This window comes from Spiroplasma endosymbiont of Virgichneumon dumeticola, from assembly GCF_964264745.1.
Taxonomy (GTDB): Bacteria; Bacillota_I; Bacilli_A; order Mycoplasmatales; family VBWQ01; genus Spiroplasma_E.
Map to the genome: position 1 here is coordinate 1,429,796 of NZ_OZ183478.1, position 22,065 is coordinate 1,451,860.

Genomic DNA, 22,065 nt, shown 5'->3' on the forward strand with positions numbered 1-22,065 from the left:
TGTTTAATACTTGTTCTTGTTCTAAATTAGGATTGTTATTAAATGTTTTATAATCTAATACAAATTGTTTTTTATTATCACTAATACTATAAATTGCACGATTAATAGTTACTTGTTCATTATTTAAAGTATAAATTTCAAATAATCTTACTGTTTGAGCATTTTTTTGATAATTCTCATAAAAAAATAGTACATTGAATTAATTTACCAGTAATATCATAATTTCTTTGTTGTATATCTACTAATTGAAAATATAGATTATCGTTCGCAATATAAATTAAATATCCACTAATTCCTAATTTACTTAATTTAAAAATAGAATTTCAATTTTTACGATAATATTCTTGATTAATTAAATATTGTTTAATTTTATCGTTATTAATTTCTAATGGTGCATTATATAAATTAGCATTATTTTCTGCTACAAAATCAGTAAAATGAGTTTCATGATTAAAACTATTAAATCCAAAAAAATCTAATATAGAAGCATGTATTGTTTTTTCTTTACTTAAACTAAATAACTTTGTATTATCATTTTCAGTTAGTTTTTCTTTTCTTTTAAATATTTTCATAATAATTTACCTTTCTATAATACTTTATTAACTATTAATATAACTTTATAAATAATAAACAACATTAACCCAACAAATGAACAACTAATCAAAATACCTAATATACTTAAAATTATTTTTAATATTTTAAACATAATATTATTCCTGTAATTCTTCTAATTTTCATAAATTACATCACGGTGCTCCAGTATATAAACTAACTCCATTATTTTTAATATACATAGGCATTACAGATAACATCATATTAAAAATACCTAATATAAAAGCATTTTCATTATCTTGATAATAAAATTCTTTTATTTCATGTGTACCTTTCCCAATATTAGTAATTAAATCTCTAGTACGTCCATTATAAAAAACTCGATAATATTTATTATTTTTTAAATTATAATTAATTGTTACTAAATCAGTACTAACTGCTACTTCTTTTCATTGTGGACATGTACAAGGTTTTGGTGCTGGATTATCTTTTAATTCAATATCTCAACAATTATCTTCTATTTCATTAGTTTCTAAACTTTTTGAATTAATTTTAATTGGTTTATCTATATTTATTACTTCTGGTGAAGTAATATCTAATGTATTGCTAGTAATGTTATAAGTATTTTCTTTTATTTCTTCTTCTAATGAATATATTTTACCTTCATCATAATTAAATCTATCCATTGCAATAGCATTTGAAATAACTACTAAATCAACATAAGCTTCAGTAATTCTTTTTCCAGAAATACCTTTAAAAAAACTAGCTAATACAGCACCTTCAACTTGTCATAAAAATTGCATATATATAATTGGACTTTTTTCTACATTTTTTCAACAATAACCAACTCTATATAAAGTATTTAATTTAAAATCATAATTAATTTTAATGTTACTTTCTTTTGTACCAACATTTTTTCATTTAATAACATTTAAAGATTTTATTTTTTCATCAACATATTTTTTATGGCTTTTCTCGCTTTATGTACTATTTTTAAATTTTATCACATAAATGCTGAGAAAAGCCTATCTACGGACTTCTCCCCACATTTTTAAATTAAACATAGCATTACAGTTTCAAAACTAGGTATGTTATTGAATTTATATGCAGCTTCTTTTGCATATAAATGAATATGATGTTTTGCAACTTTGATATGTGTTTTGAATGTTCTTTGTATATGTTTTCATACTGACTAAATTTGGTTGGTATTTACACCAGTTTTTGAAACATAGCCATCTTGATGGTTAACTGTTTCATGCTTAGTGAAAACCGATTTCAAATCGCGATATCCTTTTCAAGAATCAGTATGTACATCACACTTTGAAGAAATGTGGTTTATTGCAAACTGCCAAAGATTTTTACTGTTTGCGTTTTTCAATACTTTCACAATCAGATTGTTGGTTGTTTTTTCATAAATACCAACAATCAAGGTTTTGTTCAACAAGGATCTTCCTTGTTTTTTAAACCCATATGTGAAAGATACATTTCATCCATTTGCAATATGCCCTCAACAATGAATTGAGGTTCTTGTTTAGCAATGGCACTTCGGATTTATGACCCATTCTTCAAGCTGTTTTCAAGGTCACTCCCAATTCTTTTGCAACATCAGTTGATAGAATTCCATGTTTGGTGTTTATTCATCTAAAGATGAGATAAAACCAAGATATTAAAGGTGTTTGTGACTTTGAAAATATAGTGCCCGTGAGAATACTGAATGTTTGATGACATTTCAAACATCTCATTTTTCTTAAATTAGAAGTATTCAAATTAAAACTAGAACACCTAATACATTTGCTTTGTTTCAAACTTGCTATATATGCAAGACATTGTTTTTCAGTTTGAAAAGTATTATTGAACTCATTCAATTTCATTGTTTCCTCCACAAGTACATGTTGGGAGAAGTCCGTTTAAATTTTGAAATTTTTTGGGTAACACCATAAAAATTCTCAGGATGATTTAAGTCTTCATAACCATATTCTCAAATAACTAAGTATAATTTATTAATATCAGAATCAACAATTGGATTTGTATATAATTTTCATAAAGGACTTGTTTCGATATTAAATCAATTATTTTTAATATTTTCAATTTCTGTATTTGCTAACTTAATATTATTTTCATTACTAGTAATCCGTTTTTGTTGTTTAGCAGAAAAATCAGCAGTTGGAGCATGAGTAAAATCACCCTCTTGTGGATTATTTTGTAATGCTTCAGGTGGTAATGTACCAATTTCACTTGGTCAATTTAAAATCATTGTTTCAGTTTCAGGGTCATATTCAGTTGCTACATAACTTTTATTTACAAGTTTAGTAACTGCACCACGAAATACTTCATGTTCTTTTTCATTTACAACATCATCATATAATTTTATTTGTTTAGTTAATATAAAATCATGATTATCTTTATCACCACTAATTCTTTGTTCTTTTTCATTTTCAATTAATTCATCTACTTGATTTCTTGTATAAAATGCTTCTAAATCAATTTTATCAACATCAATTTCTTGTTCATCATAACTCATTGGTAACTCTTTTAATGGTGTTAATTGAGCTAGTATTTTCATTCTACTTGGTGCTAAATCTCAAACATTAATTGTTGGAATACTACTTGCACTAAACTGTGTACCATTATTAAATTGAATATTAGCATCAACATTAAATTCAATTGGAGTACGATTAAATACTCAATGTTCTATCATTACATAAACCATATCTCTTAATGTTTCTTGAATTAATTTATCTTTAAAACTATCAAAAGGAAATTTATATAAAATAAAATTAAGATAAGCATTAATATCATTTTGTGCGCGAATAGCAAATGTAGTAAATCATTCATTAGCATTTGGTCATGTATTTACATATTGTTGTGGAGTGTCATTAATTGGTCCAGTTAATGGATATCACTTATTATAATTTCCTAGACTAATATCAGTTCAAAGTTCTTTTATCATATTATCATTCCTTAAAAAATGCTTTTTTATAATGTTTAGTTCGTTGTTTAGTTTTTCTATGTGCTATATGTATAATTTCTTTTTGTAATTTTTTCTTACCTTTTTCAACAACTTGACTATAAGCAAATTTTTCTACATGATGTAATAAACCAGTACCAAATAATGTATAAACTCCAAATTTTAAACTAACATTTTTAAAAGATTTAGTAACATTTTCTAACGGATTATTAATAACATTAATAACTTTATGATAAGTTCTTATTATTCTTAATATTTCGCGATGCACCTTAAAAGCATCTCTTATAATCTGTTGAACAACTGGTGGCGCAAATGCTATTGTTTTTAATCATTTATTAGTATTAACTCCATAACCAATATATCAACCACTATTTCAGCGATATCAATGAAAAGGATGCACTTGTGTAACAAAAGTTTCTGCTTTAATAATAGTATCAATAACAACAAATGGCTTATATTTAGGATTACGGTGATAAATAGTAATAGCACATTTATCTAGTGATAATGGTTGAATTTTACATCCCATAAATACTGGTGAATTTAAAGGTATTAATTGTGCATGTTTAATTGCTTTTTTCTCAGCACTAGTAAATAAATCACTTGCTTTTTCTTTTAATTTATTAATTTTTGCTATTGCTTTTTCTTCTAACTTTTCAAATCTTTCTTGTATTTTATAGATTTTCTCTCGTAATTTTTCAAAATAAGGTGTATTTTTTCAAAATTTATTTAATCCTGTTCTTAAATAAAATCTAATGTCAAAATATTTAAAAGTTTTATTAGTTTTTAAAACAAATTTATGAATATTACTATTTTTAAAATTAAATTTTATTGCATTAGCACGTATTTGTTCTAAAGTTAAAATCAAAGTTTTACCCTTATTTTGTATTTGTAAAGTATGAACTAAATTTAATCATTAATGTTGGTTCATATTTAATACTTCTTTAAATTCAATATTATATTGTTTTAAAAAGTTATTTACTCTATATATATCTTTGATTTTAAATTTTGGAGTTAATTGTGGACTTAACTTTATTAATGTATTTTGTAATAACAAGTAATCTTTTAACTCTTGTTCTTCTAATTTTTTAAAATTATTATGAAATTGTCTTTGAGCAATATAACCTAAGTTTTGCAATATTGTTTCACGATTAGGTGCAACTGAATAGTTAGATAAATATCGTTGTTTACCAATAATTTTATCAGTTAAAATTTCTTTACCTGTTACTTGATTAATAACATCTTGTAAATTTTTTGCTTCTTTAATGCCAATTTTTTCTAATGTTTTAGTTTTTTGTGCTAATTTAATAAATTTAGTAGTACGAAAACCACGAGTAATTTTATTAAGTCCAGCAAACGCTGGTAATACATTAAAGAAAGTATTTAATTTTGTAACATTTCCTTTTAAATAATCATAAACTTGATTAATAGTAAAATCAGTTGCAAATTCAATACTTGTTGCACTAATACTAGCAAGCAAATCACTTGCACCTAATGTAAGTGCTATATCTTCACTTAAACCACCAGTAAAAGGAGCAAGGGCAACTGATATTACTTGTAAACTTAGCATTTCTAGAATTTCTAATCATAAACTTTTATTTTCTTGTTGTTTACTTATTCTAGTATGTTTTGGTTTATTTATGTTTAAAATTATAGCAGTGCTATTAGTACCAATTGGCATGGTATTAATTTCCTTTATTTAATCATTATTTTGATAGGATTTGTTGAGCCTTTATAGTTTAAGTCATTAACACTTGTACTAATAACTACATATAAGTCACCTGCTTTTTGTTTTTGACTAGTTATATTATTTTTACCTTGGGCATCACTAAAAAAAGTAATTATAGGATTTACTAAACCAGGATTTAAACCATTAACTTCTTTTGCATACATAATATTTTCACTTAATTCTTTATTTATTTTATCTGTTTTAGCAGTAAAATCAGTTGTTAAAGTTGTTAATTTAGTTTTTAAATCAGTTTTATCTGTTTTAATAATGCCACATAACATTCAACGTGATGTTGTTTCTTTTTTTGACATATAAGGAATTGATTGACCTAATACTTCACCACCAACTTTGTATGCTCTACCAACTTTATCATCAGCAATTTCTTGAACATAAACAATTGTTTGTTGTAACATATATCTCTTCATTGCTTTTGGTGTTGCTAAAATAAAAGACATAATTTCACTTTCACTTTTATCATTAGTAAATGTCATATAATCATCCATTACAATTTGACATAGTACACCTTTTATATATAAATCATTACCGTTTAATCTTAATTGTTGTGCTATTTGATTATCAGTAATTAATCCTTTATTATCTGCTAAATAAACAAGACTATCATAAAGACTATTAGTGATAAAGAAACGAGAATTAGCATTATTTCTTAATTGAAATAAAGTATTTCAAGCAGATAACATTGCTTCTAAATATTTAAGGCTTTTCTCCCTTTATGTACTATTTTTAAATTTTATCACATAAATGCTGAGAAAAGCCTATCTACGGACTTCTCCCCACATTTTTAAATTAAACATAGCATTACAGTTTCAAAACTAGGTATGTTATTGAATTTATATGCAGCTTCTTTTGCATATAAATGAATATGATGTTTTGCAACTTTGATATGTGTTTTAAATGTTCTTCGTATATGTTTTCATACTGACTCAATTTGGTTGGTATTTACACCAGTTTTTGAAACATAGCCATCTTGATGGTTAACTGTTTCATGCTTAGTGAAAACCGATTTCAAATCGCGATATCCTTTTCAAGAATCAGTATGTACATCACACTTTGAAGAAATGTGGTTTATTGCAAACTGCAAAATATTTTTACTGTTTGCGTTTTTCAATACTTTCACAATCAGATTGTTGGTTGTTTTTTCATAAATACCAACAATCAAGGTTTTGTTCAACAAGGATCTTCCTTGTTTTTTAAACCCATATGTGAAAGATACATTTCATCCATTTGCACTATGCCATCAACAATGAATTGAGGTTCTTGTTTAGCAATGGCACTTCGGATTTTATGACCCATTCTTCAAGCTGTTTTCAAGGTCACTCCCAATTCTTTTGCAACATCAGTTGATGGAATTCCATGTTTGGTGTTTATTCATCTAAAGATGAGATAAAACCAAGATATTAAAGGTGTTTGTGACTTTGAAAATATAGTGCCCGTGAGAATACTGAATGTTTGATGACATTTCAAACATCTCATTTTTCTTAAATTAGAAGTATTCAAATTAAAACTAGAACACCTAATACATTTGCTTTGTTTCAAACTTGCTATATATGCAAGACATTGTTTTTCAGTTTGAAAAGTATTATTGAAATCATTCAATTTCATTGTTTCCTCCACAAGTACATGTGGGGAAAAGTCCGATATTTAATTGCTTGCTCTTTTGGTTCTGTTGCCTTATCTATTATTACCTTAGTAGCAAATTGAGAAATTATATTAGTATCATCACTTGCCAATTTGTCTGCTAAATCATTTGCAACTTCATATTGCATAGTATCTAATAAATTTTGACCATTTTCTGCTAATAAATCAATAGCAGAAATTGTTTCACCTGCAACATATAATTTTTCAATTAATTTTTGAATTTTATCAGTTTCTGCATAACTAACAGCAAGTCTTGTACTTTTATCATTTCATGGAAGTACTTTAATTTTTGGGTCTTTTGGTAATTTAATAATAAACTCAATTTTAGTAGAATTAATCATTTCAATAGAAAAAAAACTTGCTCATGGACTATTTGATTGTTTAAAAAATTCAATGAATTCAGGAGCTTCTACTAATTTTTCTGTATTATTTAAGTTTTTTTGAATATTTACTGCCATTTTAACTTTCCTTTTCTATAAATAATTTTTCTTTTTATAATCCAATAATGGATTAATTTTTGTTGGTATTTGATTATTAATAATTGTTTGTTGATTACCGCCAGTATTCATTGGTGTTCTTAATACTGGCTGTTCTTTAATGAATTGCTTTATGGTATTTTCTATTTCTTCACTTTTAGTATCTTTTGTTTTAAACTTTAAATAATCATGAAATTCTTGTTTAATTTGATATTTATTAAAAATATTAATCATTTGTTGTTCTTTAAGTTCTATATTAATTTTATTTAACTTATTTTCTGCTTCACTAATTTTTTGATTAATTTCATTATCAGGTTGATTTTGTTCAGCATTATTTTCAGTTAAAAATTAATTTTGTATATTAGTTTCATTTTCAATCATGTTTTATATTTCCTTTCTTTATTATCCTAATAATCAATCTTTAACTACTTGTGGCATTTCATTAATTAATTTTTCATAATCATTAATTGCTTCTTCTAATAGGTTAATATCAGAAACTTTAAAACAATTATCAATACGTAATTCAAAATCCCTATCAATTTCGATATCATGGTTAGTATATTTTTCATTAAATTCATTTCTAGTCATTTTATTTCACTTCCTTACTTACATTTAACATTTTACTTTCATTTAAATTAAATGGAATTGCTAAAATTTGATAATGAATAATTTCACGATTAGGATAGCCGATTTTAGTAACTACTTCTTTAAAACCTAAATGAAATAATGTTGCTAATTCTAATGTTTCAAATGATTTATATTTCATATCATCACTTTGATTAGTTTTATACATTAACAAATAAATTTGTTTCATGTTAGTTGTCATGCCAATTTCATTATTTTCCATAATTATTTCACTTCCTTGTTTTGTCCTTTTTGCATAATTTTTTCTAGTTTTATTTGTTGTTTATTTAACTTATTTTCATGTTTTTTCATTTTATTATAAGAACGTACATGTTTTGGAGTTGTAATATATTTTTTTAAAATTACAATAATTTCTCTACAAATTAATGTTCCTACAGATGTTCCTATGATAATTAGTTCATGGATAAATTCTTTCATTTTATGTTTTCCTTTCTGTTATAAACTCATGTGATTATAATCTCAATTTAATGAATGATTATCAGCATGGTTTAATGGTACTTCACTCATATTATCACTACCATATTGACTAGTTGTTTCGCTATTGATGGTAAATTTATTATCAATATCATTATTAATTAATCTTGCTGTTTCATTAGTAAATGATGTTTCTTGCATTTCTCTATCATGATTTGTTTCTATTGGTAATAAATTATGAATAATTTCACTTGCACCAGCAATAATAGTAGGAATAGCACTTGCATTATCAAAACCATTATTAATACCAATAGCAACACCAATTGATATTAAACATCCACCATTTGCCATATTTGCTACTTTACGAATAGTTTCAAATTTATTAGGTATTAACTCTGTAATTCCTGCTATAAGATTTGAAATACCATAAGCATTTAATGAAATATAAGTATCTCAATCCATTAAATTATTAAGATTATTATTTTCGTTCACCATTAATGGTCATGGTGGTGTTTCTGTGGTAGTAGTTGGAATTGGAGTTGTCGTAATTGGTAATGGACTAGGAGTTGGATTAATATTATTTTCTATTCATTTAGTATAATTTGCTAACCCAATTGTTCCTAAACCTAATAATATTTTTTTAGAACTATTAATTAGTTTAGTTTTAGAAGAAGGTCTTTGATTTAAATTTCATATATCTAAACCTAATTTTTTACCAAATAATAAACTATTAATTGAACCTAATATTGGATTACCTATTAATTGTCCATAATAAGCACTAGTTCCAATCATTGCTGAAATTGGACTAATTCCAGTTCTTATTAATTTAGTTAATGTATAATTATTTGTTTCCATTTTTATTCTCCTTGTTTTTATTTTTTTCTTCAATTTCTTTAGTCATTATTTACTCTTTTATTTGCTTTTAACATTTCTCTTACAATATCTAATAAAGTATTTACTTGATATTCAAATAATTCAAATTCATAATTTCTAATTTTAATGTTTTCATATCATTCAATTTTATCAATTTGTTTTTTAGTTTCATTTTTCATTATTTATTCTCCTTTTAATTCCCTTGTTTTTTAATTCAAACTTTAACTCATCCTGGATAGACTTCATTATCACCAACTATTAAAGCAACATTATATTCGGGGTCAGAAATAACTATATGTTTTGATTTAACATTAGGATAATTGCTCTAATATCATTATGTGTATGAAGTGCCTGCGGAGATGGTGATAATATTTCAATCTCATCTTTATCTCCAAATAAAGTAGGTAGTATAATCATATTTATTCCTTTCATTTTTTAAATCATTTAACATTAATGGAACAAAATGCACGATTTTTTGGAATATTTAAAGTATTAAAGATTTGTCCAGTTACCATAATTTCATCATTTTTGTTTAATAAAATACATCGTTTATAAAATTTGGGATTATTAAAAATTAAGGTAACATAGTTTAATCCATTTCATTGAGCACGAACAGTATAATATAATTCTTTATTAACTTTCTCATGATATTTTGCTTCTATACTGTTACTAAGTTTTACTGTTAATTTAATGTAATTCACTTTATCTTTCATTTTTTTAGTTCCTTAAATAATATTGAATGTGCTTATAAGCATCTTGTTCATGTTTTGTAAATTTTATATTTCCATTATAATTTTCTATTTTATTTTTGTTTTTTGGTTCACTTTCTTGATAATCTCAATTCATTACATCTTGAATTAATACCATTAAAGCACCAATAATTTTCGGTGTTGCTAGGGGATTAGTGAATAATTGTTTTGAATTTAAAAAGAAATGGCTTTTCTCCCTTTATGTACTATTTTTAAATTTTATCACATAAATGCTGAGAAAAGCCTATCTACGGACTTCTCCCCACATTTTTAAATTAAACATAGCATTACAGTTTCAAAACTAGGTATGTTATTGAATTTATATGCAGCTTCTTTTGCATATAAATGAATATGATGTTTTGCAACTTTGATATGTGTTTTAAATGTTCTTCGTATATGTTTTCATACTGACTCAATTTGGTTGGTATTTACACCAGTTTTTGAAACATAGCCATCTTGATGGTTAACTGTTTCATGCTTAGTGAAAACCGATTTCAAATCGCGATATCCTTTTCAAGAATCAGTATGTACATCACACTTTGAAGAAATGTGGTTTATTGCAAACTGCAAAAGATTTTTACTGTTTGCGTTTTTCAATACTTTCACAATCAGATTGTTGGTTGTTTTTTCATAAATACCAACCATCAAGGTTTTGTTCAACAAGGATCTTCCTTGTTTTTTAAACCCATATGTGAAAGATACATTTCATCCATTTGCACTATGCCCTCAACAATGAATTGAGGTTCTTGTTTAGCAATGGCACTTCGGATTTTATGACCCATTCTTCAAGCTGTTTTCAAGGTCACTCCCAATTCTTTTGCAACATCAGTTGATGGAATTCCATGTTTGGTGTTTATTCATCTAAAGATGAGATAAAACCAAGATATTAAAGGTGTTTGTGACTTTGAAAATATAGTGCCCGTGAGAATACTGAATGTTTGATGACATTTCAAACATCTCATTTTTCTTAAATTAGAAGTATTCAAATTAAAACTAGAACACCTAATACATTTGCTTTGTTTCAAACTTGCTATATATGCAAGACATTGTTTTTCAGTTTGAAAAGTATTATTGAACTCATTCAATTTCATTGTTTCCTCCACAAGTACATGTGGGGAGAAGTCCGATTTAAAAAATAAAAATTATTATAGAGTATTCTATAATGGACGTACTAGAGATTTAATTACTAATATTGGGAAAGGTACACATGAAATAAAAGAATTTTATTATCAAGATAATGAAAATGCTTTTATGTTAGGTATTTTTAATATGATGTTAACTGGAATGCCTATGTATATTAAAAATAATGGAGTTAGTTTATATGCTGAAGCACGGATGTGTAATTTATGAAAATTAGAAGAATTACAGGAATAATATTATGAATAAAGAATTTACTTATCTTAATGAAATTAGTTATTGATTATTAAATAAAAGTGATTTTACTCATAGTGAATATAATCTTAGTGGTTCACGATATAGTAGTAAAACATATAGTATAGCAGAAGAATTAGCAATATTAATAGCTATTTCAATTAAAGTTAATAAATCAATTGCTATATATTGTTTTAGAAAATTAAATAAAGATATTAATGATTTAGTAAAAGAAATATATAATGCTTTAATAACAATAGGTTTAAATGATTATAAAGATTTTACTTTAAAATACCCTAATAAGCAAGCAGACTTTCGTTTTAAAGGATCTAAATCATTTATAAGAGAATGGGTGTATATAGTAATTCAAATGATAGAATACCTTTAAAGGGCTTTCTCGTAGTGAAATAAAAGGTTTTGATTTAGCAATTGAATGATGTGAAGAAGCAAATGAATTTACTCAGCAAGAATTTCAAGCAATAACATTTGCATTAGGTAATGCTAAAAAAAGAATAAAAATAAAAAGTTGTAATCCAGATAATATTTATCAATATTATATTGAATATATGAATAAAATTGTACCTTTTAATTTAGAAATAATGAAAGAAAAAAATGAACAAATTAAATCAATATTTGATAATAATATTTTTAAATTATTTCATTATAGTAATTGAAAAGTAAATGCTCATAATCTTACATTAGATATGATTAATGATTTAGAAGAATTAAAAGTATTAGATCCAATTAAAGCACAATCTTGATATTATGGTGTACCAAGTATTCTTACTGGTGCTATATTTGCAAGATATCTTGATAAAGTTGGTACTAAATTAGATTTTCAAGTACAAAGATTATCAGGTGGATTAGATATAGGTATGGCAACAAGTCCAAGTGGTCATCCTACAAGTGCTAGTTTATGATTTATTGGTGAAAATGATAATGGTAGAAGAGCACATAAAGAAAGTGAATTTTATAATAGTAATGTAACAATGCAATATAAAGATACTGATACATTAGCAAATGATATTATTAATTATTATATAAATGAAAGTAAACGTTATATAGCAATGTTATTTGGTTTTACTTGTTATGTTGATTATGGTAATGGTGGATTAGTATTTATTGATGTTTTAAAAAGTTGAGTTAAAAAACGTAATATAACATGATTAAAATTTATAGCAGTAGATAAATCAACTTTATATTTAAATGATAGAATTGATTTTACAACAATTTGTATGCTTAAAAATATTATTAGTTTTAATTGAGAAAGATTTCCAGAAACTAAAAGACAATATAATTTAATGCAATGATTATCTAAAGTAAAAATAGATACTAATAATAATCAACCAAAAATGTTAGATTTACATGATGATACTTGAGATAGTGATATGTATGCTTTAATGCATGAAATGAAATGATTAATTAATGGTATTAATAATAAATTAAATAAAGAATTAGGAGATAATGAAAATGAGCAATCATCAACTAATTCAATTAATGAAACACGCACATCTACATCTAAAGAGACAACAAGCAATAATTAAACGTTTAAGTCATTGAAAAATATTTCCATTTATAATTAATAATGGAGCAATACCTTTAACTGAAACTGGTTATAAACCTATAAATAGTAAAATTAGTGATTTTGGTCAATATGAATTAATACTTTCTGGAAATACTCCAGTTGTATGTATTTGAAAAAAAAGTACTAATATATATCAAAAAAATAAAGGTATTACAGATCCAACTACTCATAAAACAACAGGTCAAAATTAATATTATACTAAACAATATAAAATTGGTGATTATTGAAATGCTTATTTAATTGATGATACTAGTGGTGTAGATTTTGGTGGTTTACCTAATAATAGTTTATTTAAAACAATTTCTACTACAAGAAAATATACATTAGTTATGTTTGAAGAACAAATTACAGTAGATGATTATTTACAATTTTTTTGTGTATTTAATGATAAAAATGAAAATATTGGTGGTAATACAGATAAAAATCAAGATAGACAATTATTATATATTTCAAATGTAACTAATTATCGGACTTCTCCCCACATGTACTTGTGGAGGAAACAATGAAATTGAATGAGTTCAATAATACTTTTCAAACTGAAAAACAATGTCTTGCATATATAGCAAGTTTGAAACAAAGCAAATGTATTAGGTGTTCTAGTTTTAATTTGAATACTTCTAATTTAAGAAAAATGAGATGTTTGAAATGTCATCAAACATTCAGTATTCTCACGGGCACTATATTTTCAAAGTCACAAACACCTTTAATATCTTGGTTTTATCTCATCTTTAGATGAATAAACACCAAACATGGAATTCCATCAACTGATGTTGCAAAAGAATTGGGAGTGACCTTGAAAACAGCTTGAAGAATGGGTCATAAAATCCGAAGTGCCATTGCTAAACAAGAACCTCAATTCATTGTTGAGGGCATAGTGCAAATGGATGAAATGTATCTTTCACATATGGGTTTTAAAAAACAAGGAAGATCCTTGTTGAACAAAACCTTGATTGTTGGTATTTATGAAAAAACAACCAACAATCTGATTGTGAAAGTATTGAAAAACGCAAACAGTAAAAATCTTTTGCAGTTTGCAATAAACCACATTTCTTCAAAGTGTGATGTACATACTGATTCTTGAAAAGGATATCGCGATTTGAAATCGGTTTTCACTAAGCATGAAACAGTTAACCATCGAGATGGCTATGTTTCAAAAACTGGTGTAAATACCAACCAAATTGAGTCAGTATGAAAACATATACGAAGAACATTTAAAACACATATCAAAGTTGCAAAACATCATATTCATTTATATGCAAAAGAAGCTGCATATAAATTCAATAACATACCTAGTTTTGAAACTGTAATGCTATGTTTAATTTAAAAATGTGGGGAGAAGTCCGTAAAATAATTTAAAAATGAATAAAAAATATGGAATACGTTAATAATATAAATCCAGATTTGATTGGTGGAATTATAATATCAATATATATATATATATATATATAGTTGTGTTAGTTTTAACAATAATTTTTGGTGTGATAAAATGTAAAAATAATAATCCTTTTGGGATATTATTATTAACTATTTCTTTAAATATTATTGGTACTATAATCGGATGTGTTTTATTATATAAAAATCAAAATCCAGAATTTAGATTTTGAAAAAGTTTTTGAAATAAAATTAAAAAAATGTTTACATTCAAGATTAATTTCAAAAGAAAACCTAAAAATAATATTCCCCCACAATCTAATTAAAAAGTTACCTTATTGGTAACTTTTTTTATATTTACATTTTTGGTGAATTTGGTTTATATCCACTTGTTAAAGGCTGATTTTGTAAATCTATAGAATTTGTTTTATTAAATAAATTCATCTTTTTTTCTTCCTCTTGTTTCGAACAATGTCATATGTCTTTTTGATTAGCTTCTAGTTTTGTTTTTTCTTTTTGAATTTTATTTATTTTATTTTCTATAAATTTATTTTTATCATAACAACCAAAAGTAATAATTTTAATAAGAAAATTATTAAACTTACTTATTTTTTGTTTTTTTAAATTTATAATTTCTTTTTTTAAATTATCCAGTTGTAAATTATAATTAGCATGTTTTTCTAAATACGATTCATCTAAAATTTCCTCTAGTCTTTGCACCTCTCTCACTAATTCTTTTCTTATTTCTCTCATTTTATCAAACACTTTCAAACTATCCAATTTTTCAGTTTGCTTTTGAAGAAACCAATTAATATTATTTGCATCTTTTAAATTGCTTAATTTCTTTAATTTTTCTTTAATTTCTTTCAAATTTGAACGTACCTCTTCAAATGTTTTTTCAATATCTTTATTTATTTCTTCTTCTATAGATTTGTTCATTATTTATTTTCCTTTCAAATAAAAACTTATATTAAGTTTATGTTTATAATTATATACTTAAATTAGTAAAATATTATTAATTTTTAAAATTATTTCCATTATTTACTCCTTATTTTCATTATTAAGATATTCAATTACTTCATCTATTCTTTTATTTGTCATTTTTATTTTTTTATTAATGTTTAACATTTTATGAAAATGTTTATCTTGCATATCTATTATTTTTCTTAAATGTTTAAAATCTATATTTTGCATATAAATGAATATGATGTTTTGCAACTTTGATATGTGTTTTAAATGTTCTTCGTATATGTTTTCATACTGACTCAATTTGGTTGGTATTTACACCAGTTTTTGAAACATAGCCATCTCGATGGTTAACTGTTTCATGCTTAGTGAAAACCGATTTCAAATCGCGATATCCTTTTCAAGAATCAGTATGTACATCACACTTTGAAGAAATGTGGTTTATTGCAAACTGCAAAAGATTTTTACTGTTTGCGTTTTTCAATACTTTCACAATCAGATTGTTGGTTGTTTTTTCATAAATACCAACAATCAAGGTTTTGTTCAACAAGGATCTTCCTTGTTTTTTAAACCCATATGTGAAAGATACATTTCATCCATTTGCACTATGCCCTCAACAATGAATTGAGGTTCTTGTTTAGCAATGGCACTTCGGATTTTATGACCCATTCTTCAAGCTGTTTTCAAGGTCACTCCCAATTCTTTTGCAACATCAGTTGATGGAATTCCATGTTTGGTGTTTATTCATCTAAAGATGAGATAAAACCAAGATATTAAAGGTGTTTGTGACTTTGAAAATATAGTGCCCGTGAGAATACTGAATGTTTGATGACATTTCAAACATCTCATTTTTCTTAAATTAGAAGTATTCAAATTAAAACTAGAACACCTAATACATTTGCTTTGTTTCAAACTTGCTATATATGCAAGACATTGTTTTTCAGTTTGAAAAGTATTATTGAACTCATTCAATTTCATTGTTTCCTCCACAAGTACATGTGGGGAGAAGTCCGATAATTAATTATAATTGTTTAACAATTAAAAATGAGAGTATTATCTCTCATTTAAGTTCTTATTAATCTAACCATTAACTTGATACGCCCAAATAGTTAAAGTAATTATTTAATAATTTCAGTAACTTGTCCAGCTCCAACAGTTCTTCCACCTTCACGGATTGAGAATTGTGTTCCTTTTTCAAGGGCAACTGGGTGAATTAATTCAACAGAAATAGTTACGTTATCGCCAGGCATAATCATTTCAGCTTTTTCACCTTTGTTTTTAAAGTCATCCATACTTCCTGTAACATCTGTCGTACGGAAATAGAATTGTGGGCGGTATCCAGCATGGAATGAAGTATGACGTCCACCTTCTTCTTTACTTAAGATATAAACTTCAGCTTTAAACTTAGTATGTGGTGTAACAGATCCAGGTTTGCAAATAACTTGTCCACGTTGTACATCTTCACGTTTGATTCCACGCAATAATACTCCAACGTTATCTCCAGCATAAGCTTCATCTAAGAATTTTCTGAACATTTCAATATCTGTAACAACAACTTTTTTGTGTCCATTGTTAATACCAACAATATCAACTTCTTCATTTTTCTTTAAAGTTCCACGTTCAATTCTTCCCGTAGCAACCGTTCCACGTCCTGTAATAGTGAATACATCTTCAACGGCTAATAATAACGATTTTTCAGTATCTCTAACTGGAGTTGGAATTCATTCATCCATAGCAGTTAATAATTCTTTGATTTTTGCTTGTCATTCAGTTTTTCCATCAAGCGCTCCTCTTGCAGAACCACGAATGATTGGTGTGTTGTCTCCATCGAATTCGTATTTAGTTAGTAATTCACGAATTTCCATTTCAACTAGTTCTAACATATCTTCATCTTCCATAAGGTCACATTTGTTTAAGAAAACAACAATGTTTTTAACACCAACTTGACGAGCAAGTAAAATGTGTTCACGAGTTTGAGGCATTGGACCGTCTGTAGCACCAACAACTAAGATTGAACCATCCATTTGCGCAGCACCAGTAATCATGTTTTTAATGTAGTCAGCATGGCCTGGACAGTCAACGTGAGCATAGTGACGTTTTGTAGTTTCGTACTCAACGTGAGCAGTGTTAATTGTAATACCACGTGCTTTTTCTTCAGGAGCTGCATCGATATCAGCATATCCTTTAGAAACACCTTTGTACCCATCTTTTTCATGTTTTGAACAATAGTCAGTAATTGCAGCTGTTAATGTCGTCTTACCATGGTCAACGTGACCAATTGTTCCAACGTTAACGTGCGGTTTACCACGTTCGAATTTTTGTTTTGGGCCTGTAGCTGCAGGCTTTTTCTTTACTTCTGCCATTTTATAATTCCTCCTTGAATATACTAATTTTATTTTGATATTTTATTTATTTAACAATATAATTAAACACTACAGTAATTTTAAAGTAAAGTTAAATTACTTGCAATTAAATTATCATTATTTTTAAGAAATTCTTACTTTTTTATACTTACCAACAATTGTTTCTGTTACTGATTTTGGTGCTTCTTCATAATGTGAGAATGACATTGTATATGTTCCACGGCCTTGGGTCATTGAACGTAACTCAGTAGCGTATCCGAACATTTCAGAAAGTGGTACTTTACATCTAACAACTTTAGAATGACTTCTCATATCATCGCTAATAATTGTTCCTCTTTTGCCAGAGATTTTACCAACAATAGATCCGTAGTAATCTTCAGGGATAACTACTTCAACATCCATAATTGGCTCTAATAATACTGGTTTTAATAAGTCTTTATTATCTTGTAATGCTTTAGAAGCAGCAATATTAAAGGCATTTTCTGAAGAGTCAACTGGGTGGAATGAGCCATCATATAGCGTTGCTTTAACATCAATTACAGGATATCCAGCAATTAAACCATTAGCAAGTGATTTAATTAAACCAGATTCAACAGGTTTAATGTATTCACGAGGCACTTTACCACCAACGATTTTATCAACGAATTCAAATCCTTTATCAGGGTTTGGTTCAAATTTAATAATAACGTGACCATATTGCCCTTTCCCTCCAGATTGGTGAATATATTTACCTTCGGCTTTTTCACAAACTGCTTTAATTGTTTCACGATAAGCAACTTGTGGATTACCAACATTAGTTTCCACTTTGAATTCACGTTTTAGACGGTCAGTTAAGATATCTAAGTGCAATTCTCCCATTCCTGAAATAATTACTTGTCCAGTTTCTTTATCTGTTGCGACACGGAAAGTTGGGTCTTCTTCTGCTAGTTTTTGCAATCCGATACCCATTTTTTCTTGATCAGCTTTAGTTTTTGGTTCTAAAGCTAATGAGATAACTGGTTCTGGGAATACCATTTTTTCAAGAATGATTTCATGTTTTTCATCACATAAAGTATCACCAGTAGTTGTATCTTTTAACGCAGCAATAGCTGCAATATCACCAGCATATACTTTTTTAATTTCTTGACGACTATTAGCATGCATTTGAACAATACGTCCAACACGTTCTTTTTTATCCTTTGTTGAGTTTAAAATGTAACTTCCCGCATTTAGTGTACCTGAGTACACTCTGAAGAAAGTTAATCTTCCAACAAAAGGATCAGTCATAACTTTGAAAGCTAAAGCTGAGAATGGTTCACTATCACTTGATTTACGAACATCTTCTTTACCATTTGGCAAGATTCCTTTAATAGCAGGAACATCTAGTGGTGAAGGTAAGTAATCAATAACAGCATCAAGCATTAATTTAACACCTTTATTTTTGAAGGCACTTCCACATAAAACAGGGAAGAACTTAGCATCAATAGTAGCTTTACGAATTGCTTTTTTGATTAATGCAGCTGGTACTTCTTTTTCTTCTAAAAATAAGTTCATTATTTCATCATCATAAGCACAAAGCGCTTCAAGTAATTCATGACGTCTAATTTCAACTTCATCTTTTAAGTCATCGTGGATTGGAATTTCTTTATAGTCTTCATTAGGTTTACCATCAAAGTGGTAAGCTTTCATTTCGATAATATCAATAATTCCATCAAATGCATCTTCAGCACCAATTGGTCATTGAATAGCATGAGCATTGGCACCAAGTCTGTCTTTTAATGTTTGGATTGAATGTGCAAAGTCAGCACCAGTTTTGTCCATTTTGTTGGCAAAAACAATTCTTGGAACATTATATCTAGTTGCTTGGTTTCAAACAGTTTCAGTTTGTGGTTCAACACCTGTTTGAGCATCTAATACAGCAACTGCACCATCTAAAACACGAAGTGAACGTTCAACTTCAACAGTAAAGTCGACGTGACCGGGGGTGTCAATGATGTTAATACGGTAGTTTCTTCAAACAGCAGTAGTTGCTGCTGAAGTAATAGTAATTCCACGTTCTTGTTCTTGTGCCATTCAGTCCATAGTAGCTGCACCTTCGTGCACTTCACCCATCTTATGAATTTTACCAGTATGATATAACACACGTTCAGTAGTTGTAGTTTTACCAGCATCAATATGAGCCATAATTCCGATATTTCTAGTATGTGCTAGTGAATATTGGCGACCTGATATTTCTGACATTTAATTTTCTCCTTTATATTATTATCATTTATAATGAGCAAATGCTTTATTAGACTCAGCCATACGATGGATTTCATCACGTTTTTTGATTGATGAACCGTTACCTGTGTAAGCATCCATAATTTCAGCAGCTAATTTTTCTTCCATACTTCTTCCGTGTCTTGCTTTTGAGTAGGCAACTAATCAACGGATAGCTAGTGTTCCTTTACGAACTTCACTAACTTCAATTGGAACTTGGTAGTTAGCACCACCAATTCTTCTTGTTTTAATTTCTAGTTGTGGTTTAATGTTAGCAATAGCCTTTTCAAATACTGATAATGGTTCTTCTTTTGTTTTTTCGGTAACAATTTTAAAGGCATTGTAAACTATTCTTTGCGCTACACTTTTCTTACCGTCAGTCATAATTGCATTAATAAGTTGTGTTACAACTTTTGATTTAAATACTGGGTCGTCAACTAGTTCTCTTTTAATAGCTTGATTCTTACGCATTGATTTTTCCCTCCTTATTTTTTATCTTTTGGTTTTTTAGTTCCGTATAGAGAACGACTTTGGTTACGTTTAGCAACTCCTGCAGTATCAGCAACTCCACGTACTACGTGATATCTAACTCCGGGCAAGTCTTTTACTCTTCCTCCACGAATTAAAACAATAGCATGTTCTTGTAAGTTGTGACCTTCTCCTCCAATGTAAGCAGTAACTTCCATACCATTAGTTAAACGAGCACGAACGTACTTTCTTAACGCTGAGTTAGGTTTTTTTGGTGTCATAGTTCCAGCACGGGTAACTACACCTTTTTTTTGAGAACAACTAATTCCAAATGTTCTTTTTGATAATGAATTGTATCCAACATTTAATGCTGGAGATTTTGATTTATACTTTTTAGTTTTACGTCCATTACGTACTAACTGATTCATTGTTGGCATTAATTGCAAGCCCCCTTCTAAAATGTAAAGATTAATTATATACACAAGTCCTAGTGTATCAAAATTTAGTCCAATAAGTATAATAACATTTTTTAGGGGTAATAGTCAAATTATTTTAAAAAACGGACTTCTCCTCACATGTACTTGTGGAGGAAACAATGAAATTGAATGAGTTCAATAATACTTTTCAAACTGAAAAACAATGTCTTGCATATATAGCAAGTTTGAAACAAAGCAAATGTATTAGGTGTTCTAGTTTTAATTTGAATACTTCTAATTTAAGAAAAATGAGATGTTTGAAATGTCATCAAACATTCAGTATTCTCACGGGCACTATATTTTCAAAGTCACAAACACCTTTAATATCTTGGTTTTATCTCATCTTTAGATGAATAAACACCAAACATGGAATTCCATCAACTGATGTTGCAAAAGAATTGGAAGTGACCTTGAAAACAGCTTGAAGAATGGGTCATAAAATCCGAAGTGCCATTGCTAAACAAGAACCTCAATTCATTGTTGAGGGCATAGTGCAAATGGATGAAATGTATCTTTCACATATGGGTTTTAAAAAACAAGGAAGATCCTTGTTGAACAAAACCTTGATTGTTGGTATTTATGAAAAAACAACCAACAATCTGATTGTGAAAGTATTGAAAAACGCAAACAGTAAAAATCTTTTGCAGTTTGCAATAAACCACATTTCTTCAAAGTGTGATGTACATACTGATTCTTGAAAAGGATATCGCGATTTGAAATCGGTTTTCACTAAGCATGAAACAGTTAACCATCAAGATGGCTATGTTTCAAAAACTGGTGTAAATACCAACCAAATTGAGTCAGTATGAAAACATATACGAAGAACATTTAAAACACATATCAAAGTTGCAAAACATCATATTCATTTATATGCAAAAGAAGCTGCATATAAATTCAATAACATACCTAGTTTTGAAACTGTAATGCTATGTTTAATTTAAAAATGTGGGGAGAAGTCCGTAGATAGGATTTTCTCAGCATTTATGTGATAAAATTTAAAAATAGTACATAAAGGGAGAAAAGCCTTAAAAAAATAAAAAATTTTTCTTTAATTTTGTAGAAAAGTAAGTGTGATGTATTTTTAGATATAAAATAATACTTATAGTGTTATTTTAAGCAAATTTTTTGCAAATAATAAATCTTTTAAATTTGAATATTGGAAATAAAT

36 protein-coding genes are annotated in these 22,065 nt (G+C 27.3%); 7 read left to right on the forward strand and 29 right to left on the reverse strand.

Annotated features, from left to right (window positions below; translation table 4 throughout):
• Positions 1–119 precede the first annotated feature (119 nt).
• From ACFEL4_RS09245 to ACFEL4_RS09350, 22 genes are all read right to left on the reverse strand, one after another.
• Positions 120–572 carry a hypothetical protein gene (locus tag ACFEL4_RS09245; RefSeq protein WP_375317507.1) on the reverse strand — a complete coding sequence of 151 codons (453 nt, stop codon included), beginning with the start codon at positions 570–572 and terminating at the stop codon, positions 120–122.
• A 138-nt stretch (positions 573–710) separates the two neighbouring features.
• Positions 711–1,355, reverse strand: a complete 645-nt coding sequence (locus tag ACFEL4_RS09250) for a hypothetical protein (protein ID WP_375317508.1) — start codon at positions 1,353–1,355, stop codon at positions 711–713.
• A 389-nt stretch (positions 1,356–1,744) separates the two neighbouring features.
• Positions 1,745–1,993 (reverse strand): transposase, encoded by a 249-nt coding sequence (locus ACFEL4_RS09255; RefSeq protein ID WP_375317509.1) that lies wholly within the window; start codon positions 1,991–1,993, stop codon positions 1,745–1,747.
• Positions 1,994–2,012: 19 nt separating this feature from the next.
• On the reverse strand, positions 2,013–2,423 hold the full coding sequence (locus ACFEL4_RS09260; RefSeq protein WP_375317510.1) for a hypothetical protein: 411 nt from the start codon (positions 2,421–2,423) through the stop codon (positions 2,013–2,015).
• Complete coding sequence (locus tag ACFEL4_RS09265; protein ID WP_375317511.1) at positions 2,363–3,502, reverse strand: hypothetical protein; 1,140 nt, start codon at positions 3,500–3,502, stop codon at positions 2,363–2,365. Before ACFEL4_RS09265 ends, ACFEL4_RS09260 begins: the two co-directional genes overlap by 61 nt.
• Before the next feature lies 1 nt (position 3,503).
• Positions 3,504–4,385, reverse strand: a complete 882-nt coding sequence (locus tag ACFEL4_RS09270) for a hypothetical protein (RefSeq protein WP_375317512.1) — start codon at positions 4,383–4,385, stop codon at positions 3,504–3,506.
• Between the two features lie 48 nt (positions 4,386–4,433).
• Positions 4,434–5,198 carry a hypothetical protein gene (locus ACFEL4_RS09275; protein ID WP_375317513.1) on the reverse strand — a complete coding sequence of 255 codons (765 nt, stop codon included), beginning with the start codon at positions 5,196–5,198 and terminating at the stop codon, positions 4,434–4,436.
• Positions 5,199–5,212: 14 nt separating this feature from the next.
• Positions 5,213–5,944 (reverse strand): hypothetical protein, encoded by a 732-nt coding sequence (locus tag ACFEL4_RS09280; RefSeq protein WP_375317514.1) that lies wholly within the window; start codon positions 5,942–5,944, stop codon positions 5,213–5,215.
• 101 nt (positions 5,945–6,045) lie between these two features.
• Positions 6,046–6,435, reverse strand: a complete 390-nt coding sequence (locus tag ACFEL4_RS09285) for an IS1595 family transposase (RefSeq protein WP_375317515.1) — start codon at positions 6,433–6,435, stop codon at positions 6,046–6,048.
• The gene (locus tag ACFEL4_RS09290; RefSeq protein WP_375317516.1) at positions 6,330–6,866 is read right to left on the reverse strand and encodes a hypothetical protein; all 537 of its coding nucleotides are present in this window, start codon (positions 6,864–6,866) and stop codon (positions 6,330–6,332) included. The genes ACFEL4_RS09285 and ACFEL4_RS09290 overlap by 106 nt, the downstream gene beginning before the upstream one ends.
• Positions 6,806–7,360, reverse strand: a complete 555-nt coding sequence (locus tag ACFEL4_RS09295; RefSeq protein ID WP_375317517.1) for a hypothetical protein — start codon at positions 7,358–7,360, stop codon at positions 6,806–6,808. Before ACFEL4_RS09295 ends, ACFEL4_RS09290 begins: the two co-directional genes overlap by 61 nt.
• A gap of 15 nt (positions 7,361–7,375) precedes the next feature.
• The gene (locus tag ACFEL4_RS09300; protein ID WP_375317518.1) at positions 7,376–7,612 is read right to left on the reverse strand and encodes a hypothetical protein; all 237 of its coding nucleotides are present in this window, start codon (positions 7,610–7,612) and stop codon (positions 7,376–7,378) included.
• Between the two features lie 168 nt (positions 7,613–7,780).
• The gene (locus tag ACFEL4_RS09305) at positions 7,781–7,966 is read right to left on the reverse strand and encodes a hypothetical protein (protein WP_375317519.1); all 186 of its coding nucleotides are present in this window, start codon (positions 7,964–7,966) and stop codon (positions 7,781–7,783) included.
• A gap of 1 nt (position 7,967) precedes the next feature.
• On the reverse strand, positions 7,968–8,225 hold the full coding sequence (locus ACFEL4_RS09310; RefSeq protein ID WP_375317520.1) for a hypothetical protein: 258 nt from the start codon (positions 8,223–8,225) through the stop codon (positions 7,968–7,970).
• A gap of 2 nt (positions 8,226–8,227) precedes the next feature.
• Positions 8,228–8,440 (reverse strand): hypothetical protein, encoded by a 213-nt coding sequence (locus tag ACFEL4_RS09315; RefSeq protein WP_375317077.1) that lies wholly within the window; start codon positions 8,438–8,440, stop codon positions 8,228–8,230.
• An 18-nt stretch (positions 8,441–8,458) separates the two neighbouring features.
• A complete protein-coding gene (locus tag ACFEL4_RS09320; RefSeq protein ID WP_375317521.1) occupies positions 8,459–9,292 on the reverse strand; it encodes a hypothetical protein in 834 nt (277 codons plus the stop codon).
• 38 nt (positions 9,293–9,330) lie between these two features.
• Complete coding sequence (locus tag ACFEL4_RS09325; RefSeq protein WP_375317035.1) at positions 9,331–9,489, reverse strand: hypothetical protein; 159 nt, start codon at positions 9,487–9,489, stop codon at positions 9,331–9,333.
• 112 nt (positions 9,490–9,601) lie between these two features.
• Positions 9,602–9,727, reverse strand: coding sequence for a hypothetical protein (locus ACFEL4_RS09330; RefSeq protein ID WP_375317522.1), 126 nt, complete (start codon positions 9,725–9,727; stop codon positions 9,602–9,604).
• 2 nt (positions 9,728–9,729) lie between these two features.
• Complete coding sequence (locus ACFEL4_RS09335; protein ID WP_375317083.1) at positions 9,730–10,023, reverse strand: hypothetical protein; 294 nt, start codon at positions 10,021–10,023, stop codon at positions 9,730–9,732.
• A gap of 4 nt (positions 10,024–10,027) precedes the next feature.
• Complete coding sequence (locus ACFEL4_RS09340; protein ID WP_375317523.1) at positions 10,028–10,177, reverse strand: hypothetical protein; 150 nt, start codon at positions 10,175–10,177, stop codon at positions 10,028–10,030.
• A gap of 152 nt (positions 10,178–10,329) precedes the next feature.
• The gene (locus tag ACFEL4_RS09345) at positions 10,330–10,719 is read right to left on the reverse strand and encodes an IS1595 family transposase (RefSeq protein ID WP_375317313.1); all 390 of its coding nucleotides are present in this window, start codon (positions 10,717–10,719) and stop codon (positions 10,330–10,332) included.
• Complete coding sequence (locus ACFEL4_RS09350; RefSeq protein WP_375317524.1) at positions 10,614–11,150, reverse strand: hypothetical protein; 537 nt, start codon at positions 11,148–11,150, stop codon at positions 10,614–10,616. The genes ACFEL4_RS09345 and ACFEL4_RS09350 overlap by 106 nt, the downstream gene beginning before the upstream one ends.
• Here ACFEL4_RS09350 and ACFEL4_RS09355 point away from each other — a divergent pair.
• From ACFEL4_RS09355 to ACFEL4_RS09380, 6 genes are all read left to right on the forward strand, one after another.
• Positions 11,131–11,433, forward strand: coding sequence for a hypothetical protein (locus tag ACFEL4_RS09355; RefSeq protein ID WP_375317525.1), 303 nt, complete (start codon positions 11,131–11,133; stop codon positions 11,431–11,433). The genes ACFEL4_RS09350 and ACFEL4_RS09355 overlap by 20 nt on opposite strands.
• A gap of 4 nt (positions 11,434–11,437) precedes the next feature.
• Entirely contained in the window at positions 11,438–11,818 is a 381-nt protein-coding gene (locus ACFEL4_RS09360; protein WP_375317526.1) for a hypothetical protein, read from the forward strand.
• A 211-nt stretch (positions 11,819–12,029) separates the two neighbouring features.
• On the forward strand, positions 12,030–12,974 hold the full coding sequence (locus ACFEL4_RS09365) for a hypothetical protein (RefSeq protein WP_375317527.1): 945 nt from the start codon (positions 12,030–12,032) through the stop codon (positions 12,972–12,974).
• Entirely contained in the window at positions 12,928–13,206 is a 279-nt protein-coding gene (locus tag ACFEL4_RS09370) for a hypothetical protein (protein ID WP_375317528.1), read from the forward strand. Before ACFEL4_RS09365 ends, ACFEL4_RS09370 begins: the two co-directional genes overlap by 47 nt.
• 138 nt (positions 13,207–13,344) lie before the next feature.
• Positions 13,345–13,578, forward strand: coding sequence for a hypothetical protein (locus ACFEL4_RS09375; protein WP_375317529.1), 234 nt, complete (start codon positions 13,345–13,347; stop codon positions 13,576–13,578).
• Complete coding sequence (locus ACFEL4_RS09380) at positions 13,518–14,339, forward strand: IS1595 family transposase (protein WP_375317530.1); 822 nt, start codon at positions 13,518–13,520, stop codon at positions 14,337–14,339. Before ACFEL4_RS09375 ends, ACFEL4_RS09380 begins: the two co-directional genes overlap by 61 nt.
• Before the next feature lie 404 nt (positions 14,340–14,743).
• Here the strand turns inward: ACFEL4_RS09380 and ACFEL4_RS09385 are convergent, their stop codons facing one another.
• From ACFEL4_RS09385 to rpsL, 7 genes are all read right to left on the reverse strand, one after another.
• A complete protein-coding gene (locus tag ACFEL4_RS09385) occupies positions 14,744–15,325 on the reverse strand; it encodes a hypothetical protein (RefSeq protein WP_375317531.1) in 582 nt (193 codons plus the stop codon).
• Between the two features lie 235 nt (positions 15,326–15,560).
• Positions 15,561–15,899 carry a transposase gene (locus ACFEL4_RS09390; protein ID WP_375317532.1) on the reverse strand — a complete coding sequence of 113 codons (339 nt, stop codon included), beginning with the start codon at positions 15,897–15,899 and terminating at the stop codon, positions 15,561–15,563.
• Positions 15,794–16,330, reverse strand: coding sequence for a hypothetical protein (locus ACFEL4_RS09395; RefSeq protein WP_375317285.1), 537 nt, complete (start codon positions 16,328–16,330; stop codon positions 15,794–15,796). Before ACFEL4_RS09395 ends, ACFEL4_RS09390 begins: the two co-directional genes overlap by 106 nt.
• A gap of 140 nt (positions 16,331–16,470) precedes the next feature.
• Positions 16,471–17,715 carry an elongation factor Tu gene (tuf, locus tag ACFEL4_RS09400; protein ID WP_375317533.1) on the reverse strand — a complete coding sequence of 415 codons (1,245 nt, stop codon included), beginning with the start codon at positions 17,713–17,715 and terminating at the stop codon, positions 16,471–16,473.
• 123 nt (positions 17,716–17,838) lie between these two features.
• A complete protein-coding gene (gene fusA, locus ACFEL4_RS09405) occupies positions 17,839–19,935 on the reverse strand; it encodes an elongation factor G (protein WP_375317534.1) in 2,097 nt (698 codons plus the stop codon).
• A 21-nt stretch (positions 19,936–19,956) separates the two neighbouring features.
• The gene (gene rpsG, locus ACFEL4_RS09410; RefSeq protein ID WP_375317535.1) at positions 19,957–20,424 is read right to left on the reverse strand and encodes a 30S ribosomal protein S7; all 468 of its coding nucleotides are present in this window, start codon (positions 20,422–20,424) and stop codon (positions 19,957–19,959) included.
• A 14-nt stretch (positions 20,425–20,438) separates the two neighbouring features.
• Positions 20,439–20,858 (reverse strand): 30S ribosomal protein S12, encoded by a 420-nt coding sequence (gene rpsL / locus ACFEL4_RS09415; protein ID WP_308150210.1) that lies wholly within the window; start codon positions 20,856–20,858, stop codon positions 20,439–20,441.
• Between the two features lie 158 nt (positions 20,859–21,016).
• Here rpsL and ACFEL4_RS09420 point away from each other — a divergent pair, with 158 nt between their 5' ends.
• The gene (locus ACFEL4_RS09420) at positions 21,017–21,838 is read left to right on the forward strand and encodes an IS1595 family transposase (RefSeq protein WP_375317536.1); all 822 of its coding nucleotides are present in this window, start codon (positions 21,017–21,019) and stop codon (positions 21,836–21,838) included.
• Positions 21,839–22,065: the final 227 nt, after the last annotated feature.